This window comes from Kerstersia gyiorum (assembly GCF_004216755.1).
GTDB classification, from domain to species: domain Bacteria; phylum Pseudomonadota; class Gammaproteobacteria; order Burkholderiales; family Burkholderiaceae_B; genus Kerstersia; species Kerstersia gyiorum.
On record NZ_SGWZ01000001.1, the window covers coordinates 719,989 to 736,945 of the forward strand.

Consider the following 16,957-nt stretch of genomic DNA (forward strand, 5'->3'; position numbering starts at 1 on the left):
TTCAGCCTCCCTTGCGCGGCGTCAGCAGGCCTTCCGTGGGCGAGCTCGGGTCGGCGCTGTAGAACTTGCGTGGCATGCGGCCGGCCAGGTAGGCGTTGCGGCCAGCCTCGACGGCCAGCTGCATGGCGCGGGCCATGCGTACGGGTTCGCGTGCGCCAGCGATGGCGGTATTCATCAGGACGGCATCGCAGCCCAGTTCCATGGCCACTGTCGCATCCGAGGCCGTACCCACGCCTGCATCGACGATGACGGGAACGCGCGACTGGTCGATGATGAGGCGCAGGTTCCAGGGGTTGAGGATGCCCATGCCGGAGCCGATCAGCGAGGCCAGCGGCATGATGGCGACGCAGCCGATATCTTCCAGCATGCGTGCCTGGATGGGGTCGTCAGAACAGTAGACCATCACCTTGAAGCCATCCTTGACCAGGGTTTCGGCGGCCTTCAGGGTTTCGGGCATGTTGGGGAACAGGTTCTGCGCGTCACCCAGGACTTCCAGCTTGACCAGGTCATGGCCGTCCAGCAGTTCACGCGCCAGGCGCAGCGTGCGCACGGCATCGTCGGCGGTGTAGCAGCCGGCGGTATTGGGCAGCAGCGTGAATTGCGAAGGCGGCAGGTAGTCCAGCAGGTTGGGGGCGGATGGGTCCTGGCCGATATTGATGCGGCGGATGGCCAGGGTCACGATCTGCGCGCCACTGGCGTCGATGGCCTCGCGGGTCTGTTGGAAGTCGGCGTACTTGCCGGTGCCCACCAGCAGGCGGGAGCTGAATTCGCGTTCGCCGATGCGCAGGATGTCTTGTTCTTGCTTGCTCATGGTCGTCAGAGTGTGGTGTTTTGTCGTTGAAAGGAATAGGGAGCGCCGCCGGCTGGCCAGGGCAGGCACGGCCTCAGGCCGGCGTGATCTCCACGGTGGCTTCGCCGGCTTCGGCTGAAACCCAGGCGGCACCGTCCTGGATATTGATGTTGAGCGTCATGCCCCGGCGCGCCAGGGTTGCCAGGCTGGCAGTGGCGTCGGCGGGCAGCAGGTAAACGCGCAGCTTGCCTTCGGCCTTGCGCAACTTGTTGCGCACGCCGCTCCACCAGAGCGGCGCATTGCGCCCGTAGGCATAGATGATGACCTCGTCGGCGCGGCCGCAGGCCTTCAGTATCCGGCGTTCGTCGGGTGTGCCGACTTCGATCCAGGCCTGGACGGCGCCGGTCAGGTCCAGGCGCCAGAGTTCGGGCTCGTCGGCTTCGCTCAGGCCCCGCGTGAAACGCAGGTTCTCGTCGGTGTCGGCGTTCAGCGCATAGGCCAGAAGCCGGACCATCAGGCGCTCGTCGGTTTCTGATGGGTGCCGGGCCAGGGTCAGCGAATGGCTGCCGTAGTAGGCACGGTCATTGTCGGCGACGTTGACGTCGACTTTGTAGATGGTTGCGGACAGGGCCATGTAGGAAGCTGCGTGGAAAGTGGAAGCCGGCGCCGCGCACTGGGTACGCGGCGCGGCCAAACAGGCATTGTAGGCACAGGTGACAGGCCACGCTCGCTGCAATGCAGCAAGCGTGGCCTGGCGGGTACGCGGCAAGGCCTGCATCTGCGGCTTCCCGGGCCAGGGTGTCAGACGGTCTGGTAGATTTCTGCGCCACGTGCGCGGAATTCGACCGCCTTTTCCTGCATGCCGACCGCCAGCGCCTCCTTGCCGGCTTCCAGTCCCTGGCGCTGCGCATATTCGCGCACATCCTGGGTGATCTTCATGCTGCAGAAGTGCGGCCCGCACATGGAGCAGAAGTGTGCCACCTTCATGGAGTCCTTGGGCAGGGTTTCGTCGTGGAATTCCCGTGCGGTGTCCGGGTCCAGCCCCAGGTTGAACTGATCCTCCCAGCGGAACTCGAAGCGTGCCTTGGACAGTGCGTTGTCGCGGATGGCCGCGCCAGGGTGGCCCTTGGCGAGGTCGGCGGCGTGGGCGGCGATCTTGTAGGTGATGATGCCGTCCTTCACATCCTTCTTGTTGGGCAGGCCCAGGTGTTCCTTGGGCGTGACATAGCACAGCATGGCCGTGCCATACCAGCCGATGAGTGCCGCGCCGATTCCGGAAGTGATGTGGTCGTAGCCCGGCGCGATATCTGTCGTCAGCGGCCCCAGCGTATAGAAGGGGGCTTCATGACAGTGCTCCAGCTGCAGCTCCATGTTTTCGCGGATCATCTGCATGGGCACGTGGCCAGGGCCTTCGATCATCACCTGGACATCGTGCTTCCAGGCGATCTGCGTCAGTTCGCCCAGGGTTTTCAGTTCGGCGAACTGGGCTTCGTCATTGGCATCATAGGCCGAGCCGGGCCGCAGGCCGTCGCCCAGCGAGAAGCTGACGTCATAGGCCTTCATGATGTCGCAGATATCCTCGAAGTGTGTGTAGAGGAAGCTTTCCTTGTGGTGCGCCAGACACCATTTGGCCATGATGGAACCGCCGCGCGACACGATGCCCGTCATGCGGTCGGCCGTCATGGGGATGAACGGCAGGCGCACGCCAGCGTGGATGGTGAAGTAGTCCACGCCCTGTTCGGCCTGTTCGATCAGCGTATCGCGGAAGATTTCCCAGGTCAGGTCTTCCGCCTTGCCGTTGACCTTCTCCAGCGCCTGGTAAATGGGCACGGTGCCGATGGGTACGGGCGAATTGCGGATGATCCATTCCCGCGTTTCGTGGATATTCTTGCCCGTGGACAAGTCCATGACCGTATCCGCACCCCAGCGGATCGCCCAGGTCATTTTCTCGACCTCCTCGCTGATGCCGGAGCTGACCGCCGAGTTGCCGATATTGGCGTTGATCTTCACCAGGAAATTGCGGCCGATGAGCATCGGTTCGATTTCGGGGTGATTGATGTTGAGCGGCAGGATGGCGCGGCCCCGGGCGATTTCGTCGCGGACGAATTCCGGCGTGATGCTCGCCGGAATGCTGGCGCCAAAACTTTGGCCGGGGTGCTGGCGCAGCAGGCGGCGGACCATTTTTTCGCCTTCCGGGCCGCTGGCGCGCAAGGTTTCGATGGTTTGTTCACGCCGCAGGTTTTCGCGGATGGCCGCAAATTCCATTTCCGGCGTGACAATGCCGCGCCGCGCGTAGTGCATCTGCGTGACGTTGGCGCCAGCCAGTGCCCGCCGGGGCGGACGTTGCAGGCCGAAGCGCATGGACGCCAGCTTGGGGTCGCGCAGGCGCTCCTGGCCGTAGGCGCTACCGGGGCCGTCGAGCTGTTCGGTGTCGCCTCGTTCGGCGATCCAGCCTGCACGCAGGGCCGGCAGGCCCTGGCGGATGTCGATCTGCACATCTGGGTCGGTATAGGGGCCGCTGGTGTCATACACCGTCAGGGGCGGATTTTCCTCTCCGCCGAAGAGCGTCGGGGTGCGCTCCTGGGTGATTTCCCGGAACGGGACGCGGATGTCGGGCCGCGAGCCGGTCTGGTAGATCTTGCGGGATTGGGGAAGCGGTGCGATGGCTGCCGCGTCGACCTGGGCCGTGGCGGCCAGGAAGTTGGCTTTTTGATTCAAGGTGAAGCTCCATGAAGAAGGAATCGTGGAGCCGAGAGGGAAAGGATACCGGGCGCGCAGAGACGCCCGGCATACGCTCCCAGCGTCGGCATTATCCGTACTGGTACGAAGGGACTCTCTCAACAATCACGCCGCGATAAGCGGCGGGATGTACCCCTGCGTGGCGCCCAGTATAAGCGCAGCTGGCGAATCAGGGGAACCTGCATGTGCCGAAAGGCGACGTACGGATTTCCGTACGAAAAAAAACAGGTTTGTCCGGTTTTTCGGATAGTGCGCTGATGGGTAAACGGCTTTTATTATTTTTTTCAATGGGTTGGGTTTTTTTGTCAGGTCCTGGAAGTTGGCATGAAGCTTGCTAGATATCTGCGTCCGGTCACGGCCGGTATCTACAGGTGGAGAGAAAACAATGACGACACGCCATAGCGCAACCCCCACTGCCCAGCATGCAGCCGAATTGACGGGTTCCAGGAAGGAATTCGGTGCCGCGCAGCAGGGCGGCGGGGCTTCCATGCCGCCCGCACCGCCTGCCCTGGGCAAGAAACCCAAGATGAACCGGCTGACCCAGTGGATACTTATTGCCCTGGTCGTGGGTATCGTTGTCGGCTATGCCTGCCATTTGTGGGCGGGCAGCGCAGCGCAGGCCAAGGAAATTGCGGGCTACTTCGCGTTGCTGACCGAGCTGTTCATGCGCATGATCAAGATGATCATCGCCCCGCTGATTTTCGCTACCCTGGTGGCGGGCCTGGCCAGCATGGGCGACGGCCGGGCGGTGGGTCGCATCGGTGGCAAGGCGGTCGGCTGGTTCATGATGGCATCGTTCATTTCGCTGCTGCTGGGCCTGTTGTTCGCCAATTTGCTGCAGCCTGGCGCCAATGTCGGCGTGCCCTTGCCCGACGTTCACGCCAGCTCCGGGCTCAGCACCGGTTCGCTGAATCTGCATGATTTCCTGCTGCACGTGGTGCCGCGCAACTTCATCGAAGCCATGGCAAACAACGAGATCCTGCAGATCCTGGTGTTCGCCGTCTTCTTTGGCCTGGCGCTGGGCCATTTGCGCGACAAGACCTCGCTGGTGCTGGCGCAATCCATCGAAGGGCTGGTGCCTGTGATGCTGCGCGTGACGAACTATGTCATGCGCTTTGCGCCGCTGGGTGTGTTTGGCGCGGTCGCCAACATCATTACCACCGAAGGGCTGGGTATCCTGCTGGTCTACGGCCGTTTCATGCTGTGCTTTGCGATTGCGCTGGTGGCCTTGTGGATCGTGTTGATCGGCGCGGGTTTCATGGTGCTGGGCCGCGATGTCTTCCGCCTGGTGCGCGCCGTGCGCGAGCCCATGCTGCTGGGCTTTTCCACGGCATCCAGCGAAGCGGCCTACCCGCTGGTCATGGAAAAGCTGGAGGCCTTCGGGGTGCGCAAGCGCCTGATCGGCTTCGTTCTGCCGCTGGGCTATTCCTTCAACCTCGATGGTTCGATGATCTACACCACCTTCGTGGCGCTGTTCATCTCGCAGGCCTACGATATTCCGCTGTCCCTGCAGCAGCAGTTCCTGATGCTGCTGGTGCTGATGGTTTCCAGCAAGGGTATCGCCGGCGTGCCGCGCGCTTCCCTGGTGGTGGTGGCCGCCGTGCTGCCCATGTTCGGTTTGCCGGAAGCCGGAATCCTGCTGATTCTGGGGATAGACCACTTCCTGGATATGGGACGCAGTGCTACCAATGTGCTGGGCAATACGATTGCAACGGCAGTCGTGGCCAAATGGGAGCGGGGGCTGGGCGGGCCCGATGAAGCGCTGGCGGATGGCCTGGAGGATGAGGTGGCTGCCGAAGGGCTGGCGCCAGCCGGCGCGGCGGCTTCCGCCGTTGCCCACGGCGAGAGCCGGGCTGCGTGATCCGCATGCGTATGCCGGCTGTGCGTCGGCATACGTCCGATCCCGGGCTTGCGTTGGGGGCCGGCTGCGCGCTGGCCGGCAGGCCCAGGGAAGGCCAGGCATGTCCGCCGCCAGGGGCGGGTGGGAAGGCTCTGCTATGATGCCCGGAGCGTTTCCTTTCTGGATCAACCTGATGCCCGTATCCCGTTTTTTCCGCAGACTGGGGCTGTTGTTGCCGGGGATCGCGCTGTTGGCCGCGTTGGCGGGCTGGGCCGGTTATCGCCATAGCCTGGGCGTCGATCTCGATGCGTTGCAGCGCGCCGGCCAGGGCCGTCTGGCCCTGTATGCCGCCAGCCTGGAGCGGCAAATCGACAAATATGCCTTCCTGCCCGCGACACTGGCGCTAGAGCGGGATGTGAGTCTGTTGGTCGCACGCCGGCCGGTGGATACCCACGACCCCATCCTGGGGCTGGACCCTGAACCCGGTCCCGGCCCCGAACTGGCACATGCGGTCAACCGCTTCCTGGAACGCTTGAATCAACTGGCTGGTACGCGGGTCATCTATATCCTGGACAAGCAGGGGCAGGTGCAGGCCACCAGCAATTGGCAGCAAGCCGACAGTTTCCTGGGCGAAGACCTCTCCTATCGCGATTATTTCCGCGAGGCTGCCGCCGGCCGTGCCGGCCGGTTTTTCGGTGTCGGCACGACTCGTGGCGACCCCGGCTATTACCTGTCTTCCCCGCTCTATGAAGATGGCGAGGTGGCCGGCGTAGCCGTGGTCAAGGTCGGGCTGGAACAGCTGGAACAGTCCTGGAGCAAGGCAGAGGTGCCGGTGCTGGTGAGCGATGCCAACGGCATCGTCATTCTGGCCTCGACGCCAGAATGGAAATTCACGGCCTTGCGGCCGCTGTCCGATGCGGACCGCGAGCGCTTGCGCGCCAGCCTGCAGTACTTCGACCAGCCCCTGGACCCGCTGGGGCTGGGCGACGCCGGAGGGCTGCCTGGCGGCACCCACCTGGTCAGCCTGCCTGCAGCGGAACCCCGCCAGGGCGGCGCCCGGCGCGTGCCGCCCTACCTGGCCCAGGAACAGGCGCTGGACGGAACCGGCTGGACCCTGACAGTGCTGTCACCGGCTGGGCAACTGGCCTGGATGGCATGGACACGGGCGGCGCTGGCTGCCGCCGCGACCGCCCTGGTGTGCATTTTGTTGCTGCTGTGGCAGCAGCGTCGCGCCTACCTGCGCGAACGCCTGCAGGCGCGCGAGGCCCTGCAGCGTGCCCATGACGAACTGGAACTAAAGGTCGAGGAGCGCACGCGCAATCTGCGTGCGGCCCAGGATGAGTTGGTACATGCCGGCAAGATGGCGGTGATCGGCCAGTTGTCGGCGGAGCTGGCGCATGAACTGAGCCAGCCGCTGGCGGCCTTGCGCACGCTGTCGGGCAATGCGGGCCGCTTCATGGAACGGGGCGATCTGGACGCCGCGCGCGGCAACCTGGACCGTATCGGCACGCTGGTCGATACCATGGGCGGGTTGACGAGCCGGCTCAAGTTGTTTGCGCGCAAGTCCGATGGCGCGCCGCAGCCGGTGGACGTGCGCCGTACCATCGACAATGCGCTGTTCCTGCTGGAGCCGCGCCTGCGCCAGGTAGGCGCAGGCATGCGCATGATGGTCGCCGGGGGAGTGACAGCGCTGTGTGATGCCAACCGCCTGGAACAGGTGCTGGTCAACCTGATAGGCAACGCGCTGGATGCGGTTGAAGGCCATGCGTCGCCGGCGGTACGGATCAGTGCCAGGCGCGACGGCGAGCGCGTGCGCATCGAAGTGGCGGATAACGGCCCCGGCCTGCCCGAGGAAGTGCTGGCGCACCTGTTCGAACCCTTTTTTACGACCAAAGAAGCTGGGCGCGGGTTGGGCCTGGGGCTGGCGATTTCCGCCGGCATCGTGCGTGATTTCGGCGGAACGCTCAGTGCGGCCGCAGCGGCGTCCGGCGGCGCGATGTTTGTCGTGGACCTGCCTGCGGCGCAGGCGATTGCAGCAAAGGAAGGCGCGCTATGAAAAGCGATCTCGCGAGCGGTTCGGGCCTGGGTGTCCTGTTGGTCGAGGATGACGAGAACGTCCGCCTGGGATGCGTCCAGACGCTGCAATTGGCCGATATTGAAGTGGAGGCTGTCGCCAGTGCCGAACAGGCGCTGCGGCGCCTGGAGGCTGGCGCGACGCCTGGCCTGGTGGTGACGGACATGCGCCTGCCTGGCATGGACGGCATGGCCTTGCTGCGCCAGCTGCGCGCGCAGGACCCGGAGCTGCCGGTCATCCTGATGACCGGCCATGGCGACGTGGCCCTGGCAGTGCAGGCCATGAAGGATGGCGCGCACGACTTCATCGAGAAGCCGTTTTCGCCCGACTACCTGGTGGAGCTGGTGCGCCGTGCGCAGGAGCACCGGCGGCTGTCGTTGGAAGTGCGTGCATTGCGGGCCACGCTGCAGAATCGCGACACCATCGAGGCACGCATCCTGGGGGAATCGGAACCCATGCGACGTGTGCGCCGATTGGTGGGAGAACTGGGTGACAGCGAGGCAGACGTCCTGATCCACGGAGAAACCGGCACCGGCAAGGAACTGGTGGCGCGCTGCCTGCATGATGCCAGCGCGCGGCGACATGGTAATTTCGTTGCGATCAATTGCGGCGGCCTGCCCGAGCACCTGTTCGAAAGCGAAATCTTCGGCCATGAGGCCGGCGCCTTCACCGGGGCCGGCCGGCGCCGTATTGGCCGGATCGAACACGCCAGCGGCGGCACGCTGTTCCTCGATGAAATCGAGAGCATGCCGATGTCCATGCAGGTCAAGCTGCTGCGCGTTCTGCAGGAGCGCACGCTGGAACGGCTGGGCTCGAATACGCCGGTATTGGTGGATTGCCGGGTCATCGCCGCAACCAAGGTGGATCTGCTGGCGCTGGCGGAAAGCGGTGGCTTTCGCGCCGACCTTTATTACCGCCTGAGTGTGGCGACGCTGCCCCTGCCTCCCTTGCGCGAACGGCGCGAAGACATCAGCATTCTGTTCGAGCACTTCGCGCTGCAGGCCGCGACGCGGCATGGACGCACGCCGCTGGCGCAGGACCCGGGCCGGCTGCGCAGCATGATGGCCTATCACTGGCCGGGCAATGTGCGCGAGCTGCGCAATGCTGCCGAACGTTGCGTACTGGGCATTGCTGCCGGTTTTCCGCCGTTTTCCGCCGATGGCGGCGCGGACGATGGCAGTACCCAGGAGCGTCCACTGGCCCAGGCCGTGGCGGAGTTCGAGCGTGCGCTGATCGTCGAGGCGCTGCGTCGGCATGACAACAACCTGACGCGCGCCAGCGCGGCCTTGCAGGTTCCCAAGACCACCCTGCACGACAAGGTACGCAAGTACGGGCTCAATCTGTCCTGATGGCTGTGGCCGGCGTTAGTTGCGGCCGGGCAGGATCAGCAAGGCGCGGAAATCATTCACGTTGGTCAGTGTCGGGCCGGTAATGACGCCATCACCCAGGCGCTCGAAGAAGCCATGGCCGTCGTTGTCGGCCAGGCAGGCCGCCGGGTCCAGGCCCAGCGTACGGGCGCGTGCCAGCGTGGCGGGCGTGATGATGGCACCCGCCACGGGTTCCTGGCCGTCTACGCCGTCGGTATCGGCAGCCAGCGCATGGATGCCGGCTTGCCCGCGCAAGGCCAGGGCAAGCGCCAGCAGGAATTCGACATTGCGGCCACCGCGTCCCTGGCCACGCAGCGTGACGGTGGTTTCGCCGCCGGACAACAGCACGCAGGGCGCGGCAAAGGGTTCCCCGTACCGGGCGCAGGACAGCGCAATCCCCGCCATGGCGCGGGCCACTTCGCGGGCTTCGCCCTCGATGGCGTCACCCAGTATCCAGGCTGGTATGCCGGCTTCCCGGGCGGCCGCTGCTGCCGCCAGCAAGGCCATGCGTGGCGTGGCGACCAGGTGGGTGCTGATGGCGGGCAGGGCCGGATCGCCGGGTTTGCAGGATTCCGCGGCCTGGGATGACAGCACGTGCTGCACCGGGGCGGGAGGCTCGATGCCATAGCGCTGCAGGATGGCCTGCGCCTGTTCACAGGTGCTGGCGTCGGCAACCGTCGGGCCGGAAGCGACATCGGCAGGATCGTCGCCTGGTACGTCGGAAATCAGCAGGTTGATGATCGGCGCGGGGTGGCAGGCGGCAGCCAGGCGTCCGCCCTTGATGGCGGACAGGTGACGCCGCACGCAGTTGATTTCCGAAATCGAAGCGCCGCTGGCCAGCAGCGCCCGGCTGAGCGCCTGTTTGTCTGCCAGGCTGATGCCGGCCAGGGGCGCTGCCAGCAGTGCGGAACCGCCGCCCGAAAACAGACCGATGACCAGGTCGTCAGGCCCGAGTCCTGCGACCTGTGCCAGCATGCGCTGTGCAGCGGCAGCGCCGGCGTCGTCGGGAACGGGGTGGGCGGCCTCGATGATTTCTATCTGGCGGCAAGGCACGGCGTGGCCATAGCGCGTGACCACCAGGCCTGAGAGCGGGCCATCCCAGGCCTGTTCCAGCGCGGCAGCCATGGCCGCCGAGGCTTTGCCGGCGCCGATGACCACGACGCGTCCGCCCGTGGCGCAGGCGCGCAGCCGGGCGACCAGCGGAGGGAGGCAACGTGCCGGATCGGCGGCATCGACGGCTGCGTCGAACAGCCTGCGCAGCAAATGTTCTGGCAGGTGTTCGGACAGAAACTCGGGCGGGTCGTGGCGGGTCGTCATGGCAGCGGGCCGGGCAGGCTGCCACCGCAGACCGGCTTGCCTGCGCCGGTCGGCGGCAGGCGGCGGGTTAAAGGAACAGGCGGTAGGCCGGGTTATCCGTTTCGTTGGCGTGGGGATAGTCCAGCGCTTTCAGGAATTCACGGAAGGCCTTGCGGTCGGCGCTGGGTACCTGGATACCGACCAGCACGCTGGCGGCGTCGCCGCCCTGGTTGCGGTAGTGGAACAGGCTGATGTTCCAGTCGGGTTGCATGGCGGCCAGGAATCGCATCAGGGCGCCTGGACGTTCCGGGAAGTCGAAGCGATACAGCAGTTCATCAGTGGCCTGGGTGGATTTGCCGCCCACCATGTGCCGCAAATGGGTCTTGGCCAGTTCGTTCTGGGTCAGGTCCAGGATCTCGAAGTCATGCTTGCCCAGGTTGACGGCCAGCTTCTCCGCTTCGGCGGGCGAGCTGACCTGCAGGCCGACGAACACGTGGGCGCGGTCGCTGTCTTCCATCCGGTATTTGAACTCGGTCACGGCGCGGTCACCCAGCAGCGCACAGAAGCGGCGGAAACTGCCGCGCTGCTCCGGCATGCTGACAGCGAACAGTGCTTCGCGCTGTTCGCCTATGGCGGTGCGTTCGGCAACGAAGCGCAGCCGGTCGAAGTTCATGTTCGCGCCACAGGCAATCGTGATCAGCGTTTTGTTCTTCAGCTTGTTGTCGGCCGCATACTTCTTCGCGGCAGCCAGGGCCATGGCGCCGGCGGGTTCCAGCACGCTGCGGGTTTCCGTGAAAACGTCCTTGAGCGCGGCGCAGATTTCGTCGGTATCGACGACCACGAATTCATCCACGACTTCCCGCGCAATGCGGAAGGTTTCCTGGCCCACCTGCTTGACGGCGGTGCCATCCGAGAACAGGCCGACGTCGGTCAGGTTGACCCGCTTGCCTGCCTGCACACTGCGCAGCATGGCGTCGGAATCCACGGTTTGCACGCCGATGACCTTGATCTCCGGCCGCAGCGCCTTGATATAGGCGCCTACGCCGGAAACCAGGCCGCCGCCGCCGATGGCGACGAATACCGCGTCGATGGGGCCGGGGTGCTGGTGCAGGATTTCCATCGCAACGGTGCCCTGGCCGGCGATGACGTCCGGGTCATCGAACGGGTGCACGAAGGTCAGCTTCTGTTCCTTCTCCAGCGTCAGGGCATGCTGGTAGGCGTCGGAATAGCTTTCGCCTGCCAGGACGACCTCCGCGCCATGCGCCAGGACAGCATCCACCTTGATGCGCGGCGTGGTCACCGGCATCACGATGACGGCGCGGCAGCCCAGCTTGCGCGCCGACAGTGCCACGCCCTGGGCATGGTTGCCGGCGGATGCAGCGATCACGCCACGCGACAGTGCCGCTGGCGATAGATTGGCGATCTTGTTGTAGGCGCCGCGCAGCTTGAAGCTGAAGACTTCCTGCATGTCTTCGCGCTTGAACCAGACCTTGTTCTGAATTCGCTCTGAAATCAACGGGGCATATTCCAGCGGCGTTTCGACCGCGACGTCATAGACCTTGGATGTCAGGATGCGTTTCAGATAATCGGTGTTCATGGTTTTCGGCGCTTGGGCCTGGGTGGGTTGAGAAAAATGGAATCAGGAAACCGTCCAGAGTAGCACAGCGTCCTATAAACTTCGGCTATGGAAAGCACCTTGATGTCCGCGATCAATAGCCTGTTGGAAATGTTCGCATTGCCACAGGTCGGGCTGAGCGCGATTTTCATTGTCAGCCTGGTTTCGGCGACCTTGCTGCCACTGGGGTCCGAGCCAGTCGTGTTCGGCTACCTGAGCCTGACCCCACATATGTTCTGGCCCGCGATGCTGGTGGCGACGGCCGGCAATACCATTGGTGGCGGCATTTCCTATGCCATGGGGCTGGGCGCGCGCAGGGCTTTTGTGCTCTGGCGCCGGCGCAAGCGCCTGGCGGCTGCGCAGGAAGGCCTGCCGCGAGACGGTGACAGTGATGACACCGGGGACGACGCCCAGGCGGCCGATGGCGTGGGGCAGGGCAAGGCGGGGCGCTGGGATGTGCGCGCCCGCAACTGGATGCGCCGCATCGGCCCGCCCGCCTTGCTGCTGTCCTGGCTGCCGGCTGTGGGCGACCCCCTGTGCGCCGCCGCCGGCTGGCTGCGCTTTTCCTTCTGGCCGTGCATGTTCTATATGGCGATCGGCAAGTTCCTGCGCTACGTCCTGATGACGGCCTTCCTGATGTGGGTATCGGGGCAGGCGCTGCCAGGCCTCTGATTCTGGGGGCGTGCTGGCGCCGCCTGCGCGCCGCCGAGGTTCGTGCCGGCGCGGTGCCGGGTGCGTTTGTTGCCTTGCTGCTTGTTTTCGGAGCTGCGCGGCCGTCAATCCGCCGGCAAAGGCGTATGATGAATATTTCTCCTGGTTACAGTGGCCGTGTCCGGCCGGGCTTGATTGCACCCCGCACGCCCTGACCGTCCGCTTGCCTGTCAGTGCCTTTTCGCCCATCCTGCCACTACGCTGCTTTCCATGAAAACTGTCGTTTCCATACAGTCGCAATTGGTGTTCGGCTATGCCGGCAACAGTGCGGCAGTGCCTGTTTTGCAGTCTGCCGGACTGACCGTGTATCCGGTGCCGACTACCTTGCTGTCCAATACCCCGCATTACCCGGAATGGGCTTGTCTGCCGGTCCGGGCGGAAGACGTTCGTGCCCTGTGCGCGGGCTTGTCGCAGCGGGTGGCGGCGCAGGAACTGGACGTGGTCCTGACCGGCTGGATGGGCAGCGCCGCCATCGTGCGCGAAGTGGCGCAGTGGCTGAAGGAGCTCAAGCGTCTTCATCCCGGCCTGCTGTATGTCTGCGATCCCGTCATGGGGGATGCCCAGAAAGGCCTGTATGTCGATGCAGCCTGTGCCCAGGCCATCGCGGACGAACTGGTGCCGCTGGCGGATGTCCTCACGCCCAACACCTTTGAATTGCAGCGGCTGGTGCCCGAGCCGGCAGGCCTGGCCGGACGCATGGCGGTGCTCAGCGGTGAGCGCCAGCGCGTGGTCGTCGTCAGCAGCGTGGAAGATGACCAGGGCGGCATCATCAATGTGGTGGGCCGGGGCGGCCAGGCCTGGCAGGTACGTACGCCGCGCCTGGCGGTGGATCTCAGCGGGACGGGTGATGTCATGACGGCACGTTTCCTGGTGTCGCTGCTGCGCGGGGCGGAATTGGACCGGGCCCTGGCCGACGCTGTCAGCGGGGTATATGCCGTCATTGAACTGGCAGCGGCGACAGATGCCCATGAAATGCCCCTGACACAGGCGATGCCGGCGATTCAGACGCCGACGCGGCGCTTTCCGGCAACACCCCGGCCGTCCTGAGGCCGGGAGCGCCTGTCTGGTTATTGCGCCAGGGATGTCAGGATGGGGTAAAGCGATAGCACCAGCAGCAGTGCCATGGCCACGTTGAAACAGCGCACGGCCAAGGGGGCAGTCAGTACGGTGCGCAAGGCTGTGCCGCACCAGGCCCAGACACTGATGCAGGGCAGGTTGACCACGCCGGACAGCAAGGTGGCCTGGGCCAGGTTGACGAAGAAATTCTGCTGCGGCACATAAGTGGCGATCGCGCCCACGACCATGATCCAGGCCTTTGGGTTGACCCACTGGAACAGCAGGGCCTCAAGCAGTGTCATGGGGCGGCCGCGCTGGTCGGCGTCGTCCATGCCGCCGGCCGTGGCGATACGCCAGGCCAGATAAAGCAGATAGGCAGCACCTGCATAGCGCAGTACGTCATAGAACCACGGAAACCTGAGGAAGACGCTGCCCATGCCGGCGCCGACCAGGATCAGCATGCTCATCATCCCCAGGCTGATGCCCAGCATGTGCGGGATGGAGCGGCGGAAACCGAAGTTCAGGCCCGAGGCCGCCAGCATGACATTGTTGGGCCCGGGGGTAATGGATGAGGCGAACATGAACAGCGCCAGGGAGCCGGCCAGGGCCGGGGTCATCAAATCAGTGGGAAGCATGGTGTCCATGGTCAGTTTCCTGCGGGAATCTCGGAAAATCGGAAAACGGCCCAGCGGAAAAAATTCCGGCAGATGCAGCGGGCATGGCTTCCACTGTAAGCATCAATGGCGGTACAGTACCTGTACAGTTGATCAAACAGTTATCTGAACTGGCCTGGTGATATGACCATGACACTTGAGCAAGCCGAAACGCCCGTTTTTTCCTGGCGCCTGGCGCGCAACAGCAGCGTGCCGCTGGCGCAGCAGTTGGCCGACAAGGTGGCCGAACAGATCGGGCAGCGCGCCCTGCGCGTCGGGGCGCGCCTGCCGTCGATTCGCGACATGGCAGCGCTGGCGGCGGTCAGTCGTTTCACCGTGGTCGAAGCCTATGAGTTGCTGGTTGCCCATGGCTTGATTCAGTCCCGCCGAGGGGCGGGGTTCTATGTGCAGGCGCCGGCTTTGTCGGCCGATAGCGCCCAGGCGCCGGCGATGCCGTCAGCCCGCGCCGGGCTGGATGTCAGCTGGCTGTTGCGCAGCATGTTCCAGGAAGCGCCCGCAGGCGACGTGCTGCCCGGCAGCAGCGGCATGCTGCCGCCCGCATGGACCGACCCGGATATGCTGTCTGCTGCCATGCGCCGACTGGGCCGCCTGCCGACCGGCTATCTGCTGCACTATGGCGTGCCGGAGGGCTATTTGCCGTTGCGTCAGCAGGTGGCGCGCATATTGCAGCGCGACGGCGTCGAACTCAATCCCGCCAGCAACCTGATGACGACTGGCGGTGTCACCCATGCCTTGGGGCTGGTGACGCGCTACCTGGCCCGGCCTGGTGACACCGTGCTGGTCGAGGACCCTTCCTGGTTCGTCGGCTTTGCCAACATTGCGGCCCAGGGCATCCGCCCCATCGGTGTACCGCGCAGCGTGCGCGGACTGGACCTGGCTCGGCTGGAAGAATTGGCGCAGGTGCACAAGCCGCGTTTCTTCCTGTGCAATTCCGTCGTCCACAACCCGACGGGCAACGTCATGACGGCCAGGATGGCGCATGAAATCCTGCGTTTGGCCGAGCGCTACGATTTCATGGTGGTAGAGGACGACACCTATGGCGACCTGTCCAGCGGTACGCCGGTGCGCCTGGCCGCGCTGGACAGCTTCAAGCGCGTCATTCTGGTGGGCGGTTTTTCCAAGCTCATGGCGGCCAATTTGCGGGTGGGCTATCTGGCGGCGGCGCCCGAACATGTTGCTGCACTGTGCGACTTGAAAATGCTGAGCGGCCTGAGCTCGCCGGAAATGGGTGAACGCCTGGTCTATTCGGTATTGGCCGGCGGACAATACCGGCGCCACGTCCTGCGTGCACGGGAGAAGACGGATACCGCCAGGCGCGTCAGCCATGAGCGCTTGCGTGCGCTCGGGCTGGGCCCTGGCGACCTGCCGGATGCCGGCCTGTTTCTGTGGACGGATTGCGGCGTGGACGCAGAGCGGCTGGCCATGGCAGCCGCCGACCAGGGCCTGCTGCTGGCGCCAGGTTCCCTGTTCTCCCCAGCGCAGCAGCCATCTACCCATATCCGTTTTTCCATTTCGCTGATGCAGGATGAAAAGGCCTGGCCGCGGCTCAGCCATGCGCTGGCCGTGGCCAGGGGCTGACAGGGAAAAGGGGGCGTGCGGGCCGGGAAAGTGGCTTCGGAAAGCCAAGGACTGTGCTACTGTGCGACTGAGGAATTTATTTAATTGATTGCGGGATGATTCGCCTTCCTGCCTGCTGGAGTTTCAGTATGTCTGTACCCATCAACGCCCTGTCCGACAACTTTTCCGTCGCCCCGCAACTGCAGCCTGAGGACATGGCTGCGGTGGCTGCAGCCGGTTATCGCAGCGTTATCATCAACCGCCCGGATTTCGAGGCCGGCCCCGAGCAGCCGACAGCCGAGGCCGTTGCCGCTGCCGCCCAGGCCGCTGGCCTGCAGTGCGTGTATCAGCCGGTCGTGAGCGGCGCCATGACGGCAGCGGACGTTGCCCGCTTTGCCGAATTGCTCCAGACGCTGCCGGCGCCGGTCCTGGCGTATTGCCGTACCGGCACCCGCTGTAGCGTGCTGTACCGTGCCGCCGTGGGCAATTGATTTGCGCTGGCTCAAAGAAAACTGAACAAAATCGCTTCGGACCGGATGGAATTGCCGTGCGGTGGCTGGTTTTCCGCTAGCATGAAACAGTATGATTCTCAGCTGCGCGGGCTCGCGCAACCGGGTTGCACCTTTCAATCAATACAGAACAAGGAGTAGGGTTATGTTCAAAAAGATTCTGATCCCGACCGACGGTTCCCCGCTGTCCATCCAGGCAGTCAATGCCGGTATTGCGTTTGCCCGTTCCGTCGGCGCCGAAGTTCTCGGCCTGTATGTGACGCAACCGTTCGCTGCCACGATCGGCTTCGATGGCATGGCCGCAGCCTATGCGCTGACGGATGAAAACTACGAGAAGGCCGCTGCCGAGCAGGCCGACAAGTACCTGAAGCAGATCGGTGAAGCCGCACAGGCTGCTGGCGTGCCGGTGCAACTGAAGGCCGTGACTCACTTCAACGTCGCCGAAGGCATCGCCGAAGCCGCCAAGGAACACGGCGCAGACCTGATCTTCATCGGCAGCCATGGCCGCAGCGGCCTGTCGCGCCTGTTGTTGGGCAGCGTGACCTCCAAGGTCCTGTCGCTGTCCTCGACCGCCGTGCTGGTGTACCGCGTCAAGGACGAAGACTGATCTTTCCGGTTCGGGCATGTCCGGTGACGGGCATGAGTCAAAAAAAATCCCCGGCTGGGTTCAGCCGGGGATTTTTTTTGCTGCAACGGTTTGTCATGGGTTCTTCGCTGCCCGCGCGGTTG

Annotated in this window: 13 protein-coding genes and 1 pseudogene; 8 read left to right on the forward strand and 6 right to left on the reverse strand. The window is 64.5% G+C overall.

The window, feature by feature from the left end:
• Position 1: 1 nt before the first annotated feature.
• From EV679_RS03255 to thiC, 3 genes are all read right to left on the reverse strand, one after another.
• Complete coding sequence (locus tag EV679_RS03255) at positions 2–811, reverse strand: thiazole synthase (RefSeq protein ID WP_127775233.1); 810 nt, start codon at positions 809–811, stop codon at positions 2–4.
• Between the two features lie 73 nt (positions 812–884).
• The gene (locus tag EV679_RS03260; protein WP_068367805.1) at positions 885–1,424 is read right to left on the reverse strand and encodes a YaeQ family protein; all 540 of its coding nucleotides are present in this window, start codon (positions 1,422–1,424) and stop codon (positions 885–887) included.
• A gap of 167 nt (positions 1,425–1,591) precedes the next feature.
• Positions 1,592–3,508 carry a phosphomethylpyrimidine synthase ThiC gene (gene thiC / locus EV679_RS03265; RefSeq protein WP_130486497.1) on the reverse strand — a complete coding sequence of 639 codons (1,917 nt, stop codon included), beginning with the start codon at positions 3,506–3,508 and terminating at the stop codon, positions 1,592–1,594.
• 508 nt (positions 3,509–4,016) lie between these two features.
• On the opposite strand from thiC, the gene EV679_RS03270 reads away from it, so the two are divergent.
• The 3 genes from EV679_RS03270 to EV679_RS03280 all read left to right on the forward strand — a co-directional run bounded on the left by EV679_RS03270 (position 4,017) and on the right by EV679_RS03280 (position 8,792).
• The gene (locus tag EV679_RS03270; protein ID WP_415358798.1) at positions 4,017–5,390 is read left to right on the forward strand and encodes a dicarboxylate/amino acid:cation symporter; all 1,374 of its coding nucleotides are present in this window, start codon (positions 4,017–4,019) and stop codon (positions 5,388–5,390) included.
• Between the two features lie 172 nt (positions 5,391–5,562).
• On the forward strand, positions 5,563–7,425 hold the full coding sequence (locus EV679_RS03275; RefSeq protein ID WP_068367801.1) for an ATP-binding protein: 1,863 nt from the start codon (positions 5,563–5,565) through the stop codon (positions 7,423–7,425).
• The gene (locus EV679_RS03280; protein WP_068367332.1) at positions 7,422–8,792 is read left to right on the forward strand and encodes a sigma-54-dependent transcriptional regulator; all 1,371 of its coding nucleotides are present in this window, start codon (positions 7,422–7,424) and stop codon (positions 8,790–8,792) included. The genes EV679_RS03275 and EV679_RS03280 overlap by 4 nt, the downstream gene beginning before the upstream one ends.
• 15 nt (positions 8,793–8,807) lie before the next feature.
• Here the strand turns inward: EV679_RS03280 and EV679_RS03285 are convergent, their stop codons facing one another.
• Positions 8,808–10,127, reverse strand: a complete 1,320-nt coding sequence (locus EV679_RS03285) for a glycerate kinase type-2 family protein (RefSeq protein ID WP_130486498.1) — start codon at positions 10,125–10,127, stop codon at positions 8,808–8,810.
• Positions 10,128–10,194: 67 nt separating this feature from the next.
• A pseudogene (gene ilvA, locus EV679_RS03290) lies at positions 10,195–11,724 on the reverse strand (threonine ammonia-lyase, biosynthetic); the annotation flags it as partial.
• A 66-nt stretch (positions 11,725–11,790) separates the two neighbouring features.
• Here ilvA and EV679_RS03295 point away from each other — a divergent pair.
• Entirely contained in the window at positions 11,791–12,393 is a 603-nt protein-coding gene (locus EV679_RS03295; RefSeq protein WP_068367326.1) for a YqaA family protein, read from the forward strand.
• 249 nt (positions 12,394–12,642) lie between these two features.
• A complete protein-coding gene (pdxY, locus tag EV679_RS03300; protein ID WP_068367324.1) occupies positions 12,643–13,479 on the forward strand; it encodes a pyridoxal kinase in 837 nt (278 codons plus the stop codon).
• Positions 13,480–13,499: 20 nt separating this feature from the next.
• Here the strand turns inward: pdxY and EV679_RS03305 are convergent, their stop codons facing one another.
• Positions 13,500–14,132 (reverse strand): LysE family translocator, encoded by a 633-nt coding sequence (locus EV679_RS03305; protein ID WP_130486499.1) that lies wholly within the window; start codon positions 14,130–14,132, stop codon positions 13,500–13,502.
• 159 nt (positions 14,133–14,291) lie between these two features.
• Here EV679_RS03305 and EV679_RS03310 point away from each other — a divergent pair, with 159 nt between their 5' ends.
• The 3 genes from EV679_RS03310 (at position 14,292) to EV679_RS03320 (ending at position 16,835) form a co-directional block, all read left to right on the forward strand.
• On the forward strand, positions 14,292–15,740 hold the full coding sequence (locus EV679_RS03310; RefSeq protein WP_127775224.1) for an aminotransferase-like domain-containing protein: 1,449 nt from the start codon (positions 14,292–14,294) through the stop codon (positions 15,738–15,740).
• Between the two features lie 128 nt (positions 15,741–15,868).
• Positions 15,869–16,210, forward strand: coding sequence for a protein tyrosine phosphatase family protein (locus tag EV679_RS03315; RefSeq protein ID WP_068367320.1), 342 nt, complete (start codon positions 15,869–15,871; stop codon positions 16,208–16,210).
• A gap of 163 nt (positions 16,211–16,373) precedes the next feature.
• Complete coding sequence (locus EV679_RS03320) at positions 16,374–16,835, forward strand: universal stress protein (RefSeq protein ID WP_068367318.1); 462 nt, start codon at positions 16,374–16,376, stop codon at positions 16,833–16,835.
• Positions 16,836–16,957: the final 122 nt, after the last annotated feature.

Excerpts from the sequence above, each read along its gene's own strand:
- EV679_RS03255 (WP_127775233.1), bottom strand. The coding sequence starts at position 811 with ATGAGCAAGCAAGAACAAGACATCCTGCGCATCGGCGAACGCGAATTC.
- EV679_RS03260 (WP_068367805.1), bottom strand. The coding sequence starts at position 1,424 with ATGGCCCTGTCCGCAACCATCTACAAAGTCGACGTCAACGTCGCCGAC.
- EV679_RS03270 (WP_415358798.1), top strand. The coding sequence starts at position 4,017 with ATGCCGCCCGCACCGCCTGCCCTGGGCAAGAAACCCAAGATGAACCGG.
- EV679_RS03275 (WP_068367801.1), top strand. The coding sequence starts at position 5,563 with ATGCCCGTATCCCGTTTTTTCCGCAGACTGGGGCTGTTGTTGCCGGGG.
- EV679_RS03280 (WP_068367332.1), top strand. The coding sequence starts at position 7,422 with ATGAAAAGCGATCTCGCGAGCGGTTCGGGCCTGGGTGTCCTGTTGGTC.
- EV679_RS03285 (WP_130486498.1), bottom strand. The coding sequence starts at position 10,127 with ATGACGACCCGCCACGACCCGCCCGAGTTTCTGTCCGAACACCTGCCA.
- EV679_RS03295 (WP_068367326.1), top strand. The coding sequence starts at position 11,791 with ATGGAAAGCACCTTGATGTCCGCGATCAATAGCCTGTTGGAAATGTTC.
- pdxY (WP_068367324.1), top strand. The coding sequence starts at position 12,643 with ATGAAAACTGTCGTTTCCATACAGTCGCAATTGGTGTTCGGCTATGCC.
- EV679_RS03305 (WP_130486499.1), bottom strand. The coding sequence starts at position 14,132 with ATGGACACCATGCTTCCCACTGATTTGATGACCCCGGCCCTGGCCGGC.
- EV679_RS03310 (WP_127775224.1), top strand. The coding sequence starts at position 14,292 with ATGACACTTGAGCAAGCCGAAACGCCCGTTTTTTCCTGGCGCCTGGCG.
- EV679_RS03315 (WP_068367320.1), top strand. The coding sequence starts at position 15,869 with ATGTCTGTACCCATCAACGCCCTGTCCGACAACTTTTCCGTCGCCCCG.
- EV679_RS03320 (WP_068367318.1), top strand. The coding sequence starts at position 16,374 with ATGTTCAAAAAGATTCTGATCCCGACCGACGGTTCCCCGCTGTCCATC.